This is a genomic window from Nonomuraea sp. CX421 (assembly GCF_059358955.1).
This window is the reverse complement of record NZ_JCADBK010000005.1, coordinates 384,106-395,770: the sequence shown is the minus strand read 5'-3', so window position 1 is coordinate 395,770 and position 11,665 is coordinate 384,106. Positions and strand designations below refer to the sequence as shown.

Genomic DNA, 11,665 nt, shown 5'->3' with positions numbered 1-11,665 from the left:
GGTCGGCACGTCGTTCGGGGAAGCGGTCTGGGGTAATGTCATCAAGAAGCTGCCCGACGAGCATCGCCAGGCGATCGTTAACTACACCGGCTCGGGTTACCTGAGCGTAAACGGCTTGTTGCGTGACAGCAAGTACTTCGAATACGAATACAATTTTGTTTCACTGGACGACCGCGCCCTGATGGAAGCCACTACGGTCAAGAAGATCGAGCTCCTGAATTCGGTCACGCGACGTCAGGTGTTGCCGGAGACCATCGATGTGTTCCGGGCGATGCAAATGAGGGAGAACCTCTTCACCGTGCCCGTCGAAGAGCTTCCGGGGACCGTGCAGAGAGATCCGGGGTTCCTGTCGACTAATATCGGTGATGGACCGATATGGAGTGCTCAAGACGTTCAACTGCGCCTGCGGGTGCCCGAGGGCACTCCGGCGATCTATGTCAATCCGCTCAGCGGCCATAGAGAAAGGGAACTGCTGCTCGGCAGCGGCCTATCCTGGTATGTCGAGGAAGTCAAAAGAACAGACGGAAAGTGGTATATCTACGGTTGGATCTTGCCGGATGAGCTGGGCGATTAAGGAGACCCGAATTGTCTTTGCATGATGGCAGAGGCTGCGCTGGCGAAGGCCAACGGGCTTACGCCCCTGCGGCACTGGGTGGGGCAGGAAGAAGACACGCGCGCGGGCTGCGTCCCTCCTGATTCGGAGCAGGCACTGCCCAGTCTGCGATCGCTAGAAGACCTGGCCGTCGGATGACGTCGCCGCGTGGCGGTGCCAGCCGTCCTAGCAGCCGGATGGGTGCTCTCCCATGAGCCGGCGGGCCGACTCCGACTCGTGGGCCAGGCGGCGCAGTGTGTCGAACGCCCGGCCGAACAGCACCGTACCGAGCACCATCGCCTCGACCGCCGTCTCACGGGGCCCGTCGAACGGGATCGTGTCCATCTCCACCTCCGCGACCAGCTTCTGGGCCGCCGCGGCGTAGGGCGTCAGGTCGGTGGACAGGCCCAGCTGGCGCAGCCGGACGAGGGTCTGGGTGAGCTCGTTCCGGGCGGGGGCCTCGGCGGCGACGCTCCAGCCCCGCTCCTCGATGAGCCGGTCCACCTGGGCGCGGGCGGCCTGCCACTCGGCTCCGGGCTCGGGCTCGACGACCGGGCCGAGGGCGTACTGGGCGGTGCCGAGCAGGTTGTGGACCGGCAGTGACTCGTCCTCCACCGCCTCGATGACCTTCTTGATGGCGGCCACCGGAAGCCGCCCCACTTCCAGGAGCGCTCTGATCAACCGGAGCCTGCGCAGGTGGGAGTCGTCGTACTCGGCCCGGGTGGCGGCGACCTGCTCGCCGGAGTGCAGCAGGCCCTCGCGGAGGTAGTACTTGATCGTGGGGATGGCCACGCCCGTCCGGGTGCTCAGCTCCGAGATGCGCATCGCTAGATAATAAGGCTATCCAGAGCGGGCCAGGTGGCGGGCGGCATGTGTCAGGTCGTGCACGTCGGCCTGCCGGTTCCACAGGAAGACCACCTCGATGGGCGGCATGTCCTCCGCGATCGGGACGAACACCAGGTGTTCCGGCACGGGAGTGACCTCCCGGATGCTGAGCGTGTAGCCGGCGCCCGACCCGACCATCGCGATGGCCGCGTCGTGCCCGGCCGCCGACGGGCCGAGGCGGGGATGCAGGCCGTGCCGTACGAAGCCCTCCAGGTAGCGGCGCGCGCCCGCGACCGCCTCCGAGTCGGGCATGACCAGCGGCTCCGAGGCGAGGTCCGCCAGGTGCAGCGACTCCCGCGCGGACAGCTCGTGGTCACGGGGGAGGAGGGCGTGCACGGCGTAGCGGCGGATGAGCATCCGGGCGACGCCGCGCGGCAGCGAGCCGGGGGCGTAGCCGAGCCCCGCCTGCAGCGTGCCGTCCATGATGGAGACGATCTGCTCGGCCGTGCCCATCGGAGCGACGCGCAGCCGCGAGCCCTGGAGCTGCGACAGCAGCCGGGCGACCACGTCGCCCAGGCCGTCGGCCACGCCCAGGCGGATCGTCTGGCCCTTGCCGCGCGCGGCGGTGACGGCCCGCTCGAAGGCGTCGACCGCGATGGTCGCCTGGGCCAGGAAGACCTCGCCCGCCTCGGTCAGCCGCACGCCGCTGGAGGAGCGGGAGAACAGCTCCACGCCGATTTCCTTCTCCAGCGCCCTGAGCTGCTCGGACAGCGTGGGCTGGGCGATGTGGAGCACCGCGGCGGCGCGGCGCAGGCTCCCCGCGCGGGCGATCGCGATGGCGTACCGTACGTGCCGTAGATCCATCGCTCACCTTCTCCGGTGATAGGCGCGGGCTATCGGATGATCGCACCTCCCGGCCGCGAACGGGATATCCATCGCGAAGCGGTTCAGTTGCCCTTGGGTGACGATTTTTCGCCACACCGAGAAGGGGCGATCAAGCGCTTGCCTGAAAGTCGTGGCAACGCGGTCAGGGGGCGGCGGTGAACCTCGGGTGCAGGTCGCGGGCCCGGTCCTCCGGCAGCAGGGGACGGGCGGCCAGCCAGGCGGCCGCGCCCGCCGCGTCACGCGCCGTCGTCACGGTCTCGCCCGCCAGCAGCTCGCGCACCGCTCGGCGCACCGGGCCCTCGCTGGTCAGCACGCTCCCGGCGAGCACCACGGGGCCCGACACGTGCACCCTGCGGACGGTGGTCACCAGGTGCCCGGCCGCCCGGCGGGCGATCGCCAGCGCCACCGGGTCGCCCGCCGTCGCGGCCTGGCTCACCGGCGCCGCCAGCGCGGCCAGCCGCATGTGGTCGGCCTGGGCGAGGCGTACCAGCCGGTCCGCGCTCTGACGCGGTGAGGGGCCGCGCTCCGCGCCGAGGAAGTGGTCCAGCACCAGGGTGGCGAGCAGCCCCTCGGGCTCGGCCCGGTCGAGGGCGGCCACGACGGCCTTGGCGGCGGCGCGGCCGATCCAGAAGCCCGACCCCTCGTCGCCGAGCAGCCAGCCGAGCCCGTCGGCGATCACGTCCTGCTGGTGGCCGACGATCCGGGCCGCCACCGCGCCGGTGCCCGACAGCAGCAGCGAGCCGCACGGCTCGGGCGAGCCCGCGACGTAGGCGATGGCCACGTCACCCGCGACCTCCGGCCCGCCGGGAACACCGTGCCCGGTCCAGATCCGCGTCAGCTCGGGCGCCAGCTCGTCGACCTTGCCCGCCACGCCCGCCAGGGAGGCGACGACCCGGGAGCCGTCGAGGGAGCCCAAGGCCTCCTCCAGGGCCGCGCCGATGGCGGCCACCGCTCTGGCCAGGCCATGGGCGCTCGGATTGCCCGCTCCGGCCCTGGCGTAGCCGACCCGGGTGCCGTCGAGGGTGTGGATCGAGACCCGGGTGGAGGTGGCTCCGGCGTCGACCCCGACGACCAGCGGCGAATGAGTCACGGACCGATTGTGGGTCTTGACGTGATCGAGTTGCAAGAATAATTTTCGCTGCAATGCCGGGTGTCCGGAAGGAATATTCGTGAGCTCAGGAGCCCTCGGGCGCATCGAGACCGAGCTGCCGGGTCTGCCGGAGGCGCTGCGCAGGGTCGGGGAGGTGATCCTCGGTGACCCCGCCGAGGCCGCGCGCTCGACGATCATCGCCCTGGCCGAGCGGGCGGGCAGTTCGCCCGCGACCGTGACCAGGTTCTGCCGGGCGTTCGGCTTCTCCGGCTACGCGGAGCTCCGCGTGGCGATCGCCACCGAGACCGGCAGGGCCGCCCAGGCCGGCTGGGGAGCGGGCGTCGGCCACGAGATCGGCCCCGACGACCCGCTGGAGTCGGCCATCGAGGTGATGGCGGCGGCCGACGCCCGGCTGATCCAGGACACCGCCGCCCAGCTCGACCCCGAGATCGTCGCCCAGGTCGCCGACGCGATCGTCGCGGCGCGCAGAGTGCTCCTCGTCGGCGTCTCCACCAGCGGCAACGTCGCCACCATGCTCGAAGGACGGCTGCGCCGCATCGGCATCCCCGGCTGGAGCGCCGGCGACGCGCACGTGGCGCTGTCCGACGCCGCGCTGCTCGGCCCGGGTGACATCGCCATCGGCATCAGCCACCGGGGCCGCACCCGCGAGGTCATGGAGGCGCTGGCCGAGGCCGGCGGACACGGCGCCACCACGGTCGCCGTCACCTCCTTCGCCCGCTCGCCGCTGGCCGAGCTGGCCGACCTGGTGCTGACGACGGCCAGCCGGGAGACGACGTTCCGGCTCGGCGGGCTGGCCGCCGTCCATTCGCAGCTGTTCGTGCTCGACGCCGTCTACGTGGCGGTGGCCCAGCGCACCTACGAGCGCACCAACGAGGCGTTCGAGCTGACGATCAGCGCCGTGGAAAGCCATCGGGTGGAGAGAGGCTGAATTGACGTACGCGACCAAGGCCCTGGAGTTGGCCCGCCAGGTCTCGCAGACCCAGTCGGAGGGGGTGGGGCGGGCCGCCGAGCTGATCGTCGCCTCGCTCCGCGCGGACGGCGTGGTCAACGCCTTCGGCTCCGGCCACTCCGAGGCCATCGCCATGGAGATCGCCGGCCGGGCCGGGGGCCTCGTGCCCAGCAACCGGCTCACCCCGCGCGACCTCGTCCTGTACGGCGGGCAGCCGCCGAGCGTGCTCACCCCCGAGCTCGAACGCGACCCGGCGATCGCCCACCAGATCTACGCCCTGGCGCCCGTCGAGCCGCAGGACGTGTTCGTCCTGGTCTCCAGCTCGGGCGTCAACGGCGCCGTCGTCGAACTGGCCACGCTCGTCAAGGAGCGCGGCCATGCCCTGATCGCGCTGACCTCGGTCGCGCACAGCACGCGGATGACCTCGCGGCATCCCTCCGGCGGCAAGCTGCTCGACCTGGCCGACGTCGTGCTGGACAACGGAGCCCCGTACGGGGACTCCCTCCTCGAACTGCCCGGTGGCGGCGGCTACGGCGCGGTCTCGACGATCACCTCGGCGCTGCTCGCGCAGATGGTGGTCACCGAGGCCGTGGACCGGCTGGTGGCGCTGGGTGAGACACCGCCCGTCTACCTGTCGGCCAACGTGGCGGGCGGCGACGAGCACAACAGAGCCCTGGAGAGTCGTTACGCAGGGCGCATCAGACGTGGAGCATGAATAGTCAGGAGTAGACATAATGCCGCACACCCCCCGCATCACCCGGCGTGACCTTCTCCGAGCCGCAGCACTGGCGCCCGTCGCGGGAGCGCTCGCCGCCTGCGCCACCCCGGCGGCCAAGCCCACCGCGTCCTCGGCCGCGCCCGCCGCGACCAGCGCCGCCAACCCCCTCGGCGTCCCCGGCGACAAGCCGCTGGAGGTGTGGATCTTCGACGGCGGATTCGGCCAGGACTACGCCAAGAACATCCACCAGCCACTGTTCAAGGCGAAGTATCCGGGCGTCGAGATCAAGCACAACTCCACCAAGGAGATCACCAAGGTCCTGCAGCCGAGGTTCGCCGGCGGCAACCCGCCCGACGTGATCGACAACTCCGGCGCCAACGCCATGGACTTCGGCGCGCTCGCCCAGGACGGCCAACTGCAGGACCTCACGCCGCTGCTCGACGCGCCCTCCTGGGACGACCCCGCCACCAAGGTCCGCGACACCATCGATCCGGCCGTCGTCGAGCTCGGCACCTACGACGGCACGTTCAGCGTGCTGGGCTACGTCAACTACATCTTCGGCATCTGGTACTCCCAGAAGGCCTTCCGCGACAACGGCTGGGAGGTGCCCAGGACCTGGGACGAGTTCCTCAAGCTCAACGAAACGATCAAGAAGTCCGGCAAGATGGCGCCGTTCACCTACGCCGGCAAGCACCCGCAGTACCTGTACGAGCCGCTGCTCACCATGGCGGCCAAGATCGGCGGCAACGAGGTGCTGGTGAACCTCGACAACCTCGAAGACGGCGCCTGGACCGCCGAGCCGATGAAGGCGGCGGCCGCCGCCTGGGCCGAGATCGGCGCCAAGTACCTGATGGAGGGCACCGCCGGGCTCGACCACGTGCAGACCCAGACCGCCCAGAACAAGTACAAGGTCGCCATGCTGCCGTCGGGGTCGTGGCTGGAGAACGAGCAGAAGACCACCACCCCCGACGACTTCGAGTACGGGATGTTCCCGCTGCCCGACGTCACCGGCTCCGACAAGCTGCCGTACGGCACGCTGCACACCACGCCCGGCGAGAACTTCATCGTCCCGTCCAAGGGCGCCAACCCGAGGGCCGGCATGGAGTACCTCCGGGCCATGCTGTCGAAGAAGGCGGCCGGCGACTTCAGCGAGCTGGTCAGGACCGTCTCGGTGGTCAAGGGCGCGGGCGAGGGCAGACAGCTCTCACCCGGCGCCGCCAGCGCCTCCAAGGCGATGACCGAGGCGGGCGCCAACACCGTCACCTACCGCTGGCAGACGTGGTACGCGCAGCTCAAGGACGAGGCGATGGCCGCCACCGGCCAGTTGATGAGCGGCGGGCTCACCCCGGACAAGTACCTCGAACGCCTGCAGAAGAAGGCCGACGAGATCAAGAACGACTCCTCGATCAAGAAGTTCAGGCGCTGATGTACAACGCCCACCGCCGGAGTCTGTTCCTCTTCGCCTTCCTGGCGGCTCCGGTGACGCTCTACCTGGTCTACGTCATCTCGCCGTACGTCCAGGCGTTCTACATCGCCATGACCGACTGGCGGGGCGTGTCCGCCACGCCGGAGTTCGTCGGGCTGGACAACTTCGTCCGGCTGTTCTCTGACGGGATCTTCTGGAAGGCGGTCACGCACAACCTGGCGCTGCTCGTGCTGCTGCCGCTGCTGACGATCGTCATCGCCCTGTTCTTCGCCTTCCTCCTGAACGTGGGCAACGGGCGGGGCGTGGGCGGCGTCGCCGGGTCGAAGTTCTACCGGGTGGTGTTCTTCTTCCCGCACGTGCTGGCCGTGGCGGTGGTCGCGGTGCTGTTCCAGCAGGTGTTCAGGCCCGACGGCAGCGGCATGCTCAACGGTCCGCTGATGGCGCTCGGCGCCAGGCCGGTGGGCTTCCTGTCCGATCCGGACGTGGCGTTCTGGTCGGTGCTCGGCGTCATGCTCTGGCAGGCGGTCGGCTTCTACGTGGTGCTGTTCTCCGCCGGGCTCGCCTCCATCCCGCGCGACATGTTCGAGGCGGCGCAGATCGACGGGGCGGGGCGGGTGAGCATGTTCGTCCGCGTCACGCTGCCGCTGCTCTGGGACACGATCCAGGTGGCGTGGGTCTATCTCGGCATCCTGGCGCTGGACGTGTTCGCGATCGTGTGGGTGATGACCGACCAGCACGGCGGCCCCGACTTCTCCACCACGGTCATGGCCGCCGAGATCTACCGCAACGCCTTCCACTACTTCCGCTTCGGCTACGCCTCGGCACTGGGCGTGGTGATGTTCTTCTTCACCATCGGCTTCACGATCCTCTCGCTGCGCCTGTCCCGCCGCGAACGAATCGAGTACTAGAGATGACGTACGAGAGATGACGACGACGACCTCCTGGACGGTCGCCAACTCCCGCCGGCTGGCCCGGCGCGAGCGCAGGCGGCGGCTCGGGCCGATGGCGGCGCTGTCGCACCTGGCGCTGCTGCTGTGGACCGTGCTGACCGTGGTGCCGATCCTGTGGACGTTCCTCGCCTCGGTCAAGAGCGAGGACGAGATCTTCGGCGACGCCTGGTCGCTGCCCGCGACCCTCCAGTGGGACAACTTCGCCCGAGCCTGGGAACAGGCGCACATCGGCCAGTACATGCTCAACAGCGTCGTCGTGGTCGGGTTCGGCACCTTCGGCACCATGCTGCTCGGCTCCATGGCGGCGTACGTGCTGGCCCGCTACGAGTTCCGCGGCAACCGGGCGGTCTACCTGCTGTTCGTGTCGGGGCTGGCCTTCCCCGTCTACCTGGCGCTGACGCCGCTGTTCTTCGTGGTGCAGAACATGGGCAACGTGCCGCTGGTCGGGCCGTTCATCGGGCTCAACACGCACGCGGGGCTGGTGCTGGTCTACATCGCCTACTCGATGCCGTTCACGGTGTTCTTCCTGGCGGCGTTCTTCCGTACGCTGCCGCAGGCGGTGGCGGAGGCGGCCCTGGTCGACGGCGCCTCGCACACGCGGGTCTTCTTCCAGATCATGCTGCCGATGGCCCGGCCCGGCATGGTGAGCATCACCATCTTCAACATCCTGGGCCAGTGGAACCAGTACCAACTACCCCTGGTGCTGCTGCAGGAGCGCGACAAGTGGGTGCTCACGCAGGGCATCGCCGACATCTCGACCGCCGCGGGCTACGACCAGGACTGGGCCGCCCTGTTCGCCGCGCTGACCCTGGCGATCCTGCCCATGCTGGTCGTCTACACGGTCTTCCAGCGTCAGATCCAGTCCGGTCTGACGGCCGGCGCCCTCAAGTAGCCGCCTGGGCCGGGCGTTCGCGTCCCGGCCCGGGCGGGCCTAGGCTGCCGGTGTGATCGGCGACATCCACGCTCTGCTGTCCCGCCATCTTCCCCACTACGAGGTGCGCAGCCTTGCCGAGTCCGGTCGCGGCCTCGACAACGTCGTGTACGAGGTCAACGGCGAGCTCATCGTCCGGCATGGCCGGGCGGCCGACCCGGAGGCGACCCGGCGTGAGGCCGAGTTGCTGGCCGTCGTCGCCGAGCTGTCCACGCTCCCGGTGCCCGAGGTGGTGTTCATCGACCCCGAGGCGGCGGTGATCGCCTACGCCAAGCTGCCCGGCCGGTCCCTCGACCGGCATCCGGTGGCCGAGCCCGCGCGGCTCGCCGAGCCGCTGGGCGGCTTTCTCAGCGCCCTGCACGGTGCCGAGCCGGGCACGATGCTCGACCTCGCGCCGCTCGACGCCTACCCCGCGCCGACCCTGCTCCACGACGCCGAGCTCGAATACCTCGACGTCGCGGCGCACGTCCCCGAGCGGCACCGGCCGCTGATCGAGAGCTTCCTCGGCGCGGCGCCGCCGCCCGAGCCCACGTCGCCGCGCTTCTGCCACAACGACCTGGGCGCCGAGCACCTGCTGGCCGACCCCGCGAGCGGCGAGCTGACGGGCGTCATCGACTGGACCGACGCCGCGGTGACCGACCCGGCCCACGACTTCGCCCTCATCTACCGCGACCTCGGCCCCGAGGTGTTCGAGCGGACACTGTCGCACTACGACGGCCGCCTCGACGACGCCGGCCGGGCCCGCGTGCTGTTCTACGCCCGGTGCGCCCTGATCGAGGACCTCGCCTACGGGCTCAGCACGGGCCCGCGCCACTACGCCGACGCGGCCCTGGCCCACCTCGCGCCCACCTTCGCCTAACCCGTTCGCCCGGCCGGTTCGCCGGGCCTGGACGCGCCGGCTCACCCCGGCGCGCCCGTGCACTCGTGCGGCCGGAGTGCCGCCCGCTCAGCGGCCCGCGCCGGCGAGTTCGTCGCGCAGCCGCCGTGTGGCCGTGGCCATGTTGGCCAGCGCCGCCTCGACCTGCTCGTACGTCCGCGTCTTCAGCCCGCAGTCCGGGTTGACCCAGATCCGCTCGGCCGGCAGCGTCCGCAGCGCCGCGCGCAGCAGCCGCTCGACCTCGTCGACGCCGGGCACCCGCGGCGAGTGGATGTCGTAGACACCGGGACCGAGCCCGCGTTCGAACGTGCCGACCGAGCCGAGCAGCCGGGCCCCCGAACGGGCCGATTCGATCGTGGTGACGTCGGCGTCGAGGCCGTCGATGGCGTCCAGGATCTGGTCGGCGTCGGAATAGCACAGGTGCGTGTGGATCTGGGTGCGGTCGCCCGCGCCGGAGGTGGCCCGCCGGTAGGCCGCCACGGCCCACTCCAGGTAGCCGGCCCGCGCGGCCTCGCGCAACGGCAGCAGCTCGCGCAGCGCGGGCTCGTCCACCTGGATGATCGGGACACCGGCCGCCTCCAGGTCGCGCACCTCCTCCCGCACCGCGTCGGCCACCTGGAACACCACGTCACGCAGCGGCAGGTCGTCCCGCGCGAACGACCAGGCGACGATCGTCACCGGCCCGGTGAGCATGCCCTTGACCGGCCGGTCCGTGAGCGAGCGGGCGTAGCGGGCCCACCGCACGGTGATGGGCTCGGGACGGCTCACGTCGCCGTGCAGGATGGGCGGCCGGGTGCAGCGCGAGCCGTACGACTGGACCCAGCCGTTCCTGGTGACCGCGAAGCCGTCGAGGTGCTCCGCGAAGTACTGGACCATGTCGTTGCGCTCCGGCTCGCCGTGCACGAGGACGTCGAGCCCGAGCCGCTCCTGCGCCCGGATGACCCGCTCGATCTCGCCCTCCACCCGCCGTTCGTAGTCAGCGGCGCTCAGCCTGCCCGCCACCGCGGCCGCGCGGGCCTCACGCAGCTCGCCGGTCTGCGGGAACGACCCGATGGTGGTGGTCGGCAGCAGGGGCAGCCGCAGGTGCGCGGCCTGCGCCGCGGCCCGCACCGTGTACGGCGCGCGCTCGCCGGCCACGACCGGCCCGGAATGCGGCCCGGAGTTCGGTCCGGGGTTCGGTCCGGGGTGCGGTCCGGAATGCGGCCCGGAGTTCGGCTCGGCGTGTGGCTCCGCTCGGCTTGTGACTCCTGGCTCCGACGGCGCTCCGGCGTCCGGCCGGGGCCGCGCGACCCGCTCCCCGTCCTCGAAGCCGGACCGCGCCAGCTCCACCACCTCGGCGACCTTCTGCTCGGCGAACGCCAGCCGCGCCTTCAGCCCGGAGTCCAGGTCCGGCTCGGCCTCCACGTCGTACGGCACGTGCAGCAGCGAGCAGGAGGTGCTGACCACCACCCGCCCGGCCTGCTCCCGCACGGCCGACAGCAGGCGGGCGGCCCGCTCCGGAGGCGTCCGCCACACGTCGCGTCCGGACACGACCCCCGCCACGACCGTCTTGCCGGCCAGCGCCCCGAGCCCGTCGAGACCGCCGCGCACCAGGTCCATCCCGATCGCCTCCACCGGGGTGGCGGCGAGGACCGGCAGCGCCTCGCCCAGGTGGCCGAAGTAGGAGGCGACGAACAGTCCCGGCCGGGCGCTCCGCGCTCCGAGCCGCTCGTAGGCGGTCCGCACGGCGGCCAGCTCCTCGGGCGTCCGGTCCGCGACCAGCGCCGGCTCGTCGAGCTGCACCCAGGTGACGCCCTCGGCGGCCAGCAGGGCGAGCAGCTCCTCGTAGCAGGGGAGCACGTCGTCGAGGCGGTCCAGCGCGGAGGCCAGCAGCAGGAACGTCACGGGCCCGATGACCACCGGCCGCGTCTCGAACCCCAGCTCGCGGGCCTGCCGCAGCTCGGCGAGCGGCTTGGCGGCGTCCAGCTCGAACACGGTGTCCGGTCCGACCTCCGGCACGATGTAGTGGTAGTTGGTGTCGAACCACTTCGTCATCCGCAGCGGTGCCAGCCCGTCGGTGCCCCTGGCCATGGCGAAGTAGGGGTCCTCAGCCGCCCGATAGCGCTCCGGCACCGCGCCGAGCAGCACCGACGTGTCCAGCACCTGGTCGTAGAGCGAGAACGTGTTGGACGGCAGCCCCTCCAGCCCCAGCTCGGCGAGCCGGGTCCAGGTCCGTTCGCGGATCGCGGCCCCTACCGCCTCCAGCTCCGCGCGGCTGCCACGGCCGTCCCAGTAGGCCTCCAGGGCCCGTTTCAGCTCCCTGCGCGGGCCGATCCGCGGATAGCCGAGCACGGTGGAGCGCGGAAAACGGGACGGTGAAGGGGACGGTGAACGGGACATCGTGCTGCTCCCTCGATAGGCG

11 protein-coding genes are annotated in these 11,665 nt (G+C 70.9%); 7 read left to right on the top strand and 4 right to left on the bottom strand.

What is annotated here, in order from left to right; genetic code table 11:
- The coding region (locus AC5L3X_RS13260) for an ADP-ribosyltransferase (RefSeq protein ID WP_494857225.1) at positions 1-574 on the top strand (574 nt) is incomplete at its 5' end.
- 204 nt (positions 575-778) lie between these two features.
- Here the strand turns inward: AC5L3X_RS13260 and AC5L3X_RS13255 are convergent.
- The 3 genes from AC5L3X_RS13255 to AC5L3X_RS13245 form a co-directional block, all read right to left on the bottom strand.
- On the bottom strand, positions 779-1,417 hold the full coding sequence (locus AC5L3X_RS13255) for a MerR family transcriptional regulator (protein ID WP_494857224.1): 639 nt from the start codon (positions 1,415-1,417) through the stop codon (positions 779-781).
- Positions 1,418-1,432: 15 nt separating this feature from the next.
- Positions 1,433-2,281, bottom strand: a complete 849-nt coding sequence (locus AC5L3X_RS13250) for a LysR family transcriptional regulator (protein WP_494857223.1) — start codon at positions 2,279-2,281, stop codon at positions 1,433-1,435.
- A gap of 163 nt (positions 2,282-2,444) precedes the next feature.
- Positions 2,445-3,392: an N-acetylglucosamine kinase gene (locus tag AC5L3X_RS13245; protein WP_494857222.1), complete on the bottom strand. Its 948-nt coding sequence runs from the start codon at positions 3,390-3,392 to the stop codon at positions 2,445-2,447.
- Positions 3,393-3,471: 79 nt separating this feature from the next.
- On the opposite strand from AC5L3X_RS13245, the gene AC5L3X_RS13240 reads away from it, so the two are divergent.
- Genes AC5L3X_RS13240 through AC5L3X_RS13215 form a run of 6 tightly spaced genes read left to right on the top strand, consistent with a single transcriptional unit; the run spans position 3,472 to position 9,246 of the window.
- Positions 3,472-4,341: a MurR/RpiR family transcriptional regulator gene (locus AC5L3X_RS13240; RefSeq protein WP_494857221.1), complete on the top strand. Its 870-nt coding sequence runs from the start codon at positions 3,472-3,474 to the stop codon at positions 4,339-4,341.
- A gap of 1 nt (position 4,342) precedes the next feature.
- A complete protein-coding gene (locus AC5L3X_RS13235) occupies positions 4,343-5,077 on the top strand; it encodes a sugar isomerase domain-containing protein (protein WP_494857220.1) in 735 nt (244 codons plus the stop codon).
- 19 nt (positions 5,078-5,096) lie between these two features.
- Positions 5,097-6,506 carry an N-acetylglucosamine/diacetylchitobiose ABC transporter substrate-binding protein gene (ngcE, locus tag AC5L3X_RS13230; protein ID WP_494857219.1) on the top strand — a complete coding sequence of 470 codons (1,410 nt, stop codon included), beginning with the start codon at positions 5,097-5,099 and terminating at the stop codon, positions 6,504-6,506.
- A complete protein-coding gene (locus AC5L3X_RS13225) occupies positions 6,506-7,414 on the top strand; it encodes a carbohydrate ABC transporter permease (protein WP_189127141.1) in 909 nt (302 codons plus the stop codon). Before ngcE ends, AC5L3X_RS13225 begins: the two co-directional genes overlap by 1 nt.
- A gap of 16 nt (positions 7,415-7,430) precedes the next feature.
- Positions 7,431-8,348, top strand: coding sequence for a carbohydrate ABC transporter permease (locus AC5L3X_RS13220; RefSeq protein ID WP_494857218.1), 918 nt, complete (start codon positions 7,431-7,433; stop codon positions 8,346-8,348).
- A 52-nt stretch (positions 8,349-8,400) separates the two neighbouring features.
- Positions 8,401-9,246 (top strand): phosphotransferase family protein, encoded by an 846-nt coding sequence (locus tag AC5L3X_RS13215; protein ID WP_494857217.1) that lies wholly within the window; start codon positions 8,401-8,403, stop codon positions 9,244-9,246.
- 87 nt (positions 9,247-9,333) lie between these two features.
- Here the strand turns inward: AC5L3X_RS13215 and metE are convergent, their stop codons facing one another.
- Positions 9,334-11,643, bottom strand: a complete 2,310-nt coding sequence (gene metE, locus AC5L3X_RS13210) for a 5-methyltetrahydropteroyltriglutamate--homocysteine S-methyltransferase (RefSeq protein ID WP_494857216.1) — start codon at positions 11,641-11,643, stop codon at positions 9,334-9,336.
- Positions 11,644-11,665 lie beyond the last annotated feature (22 nt).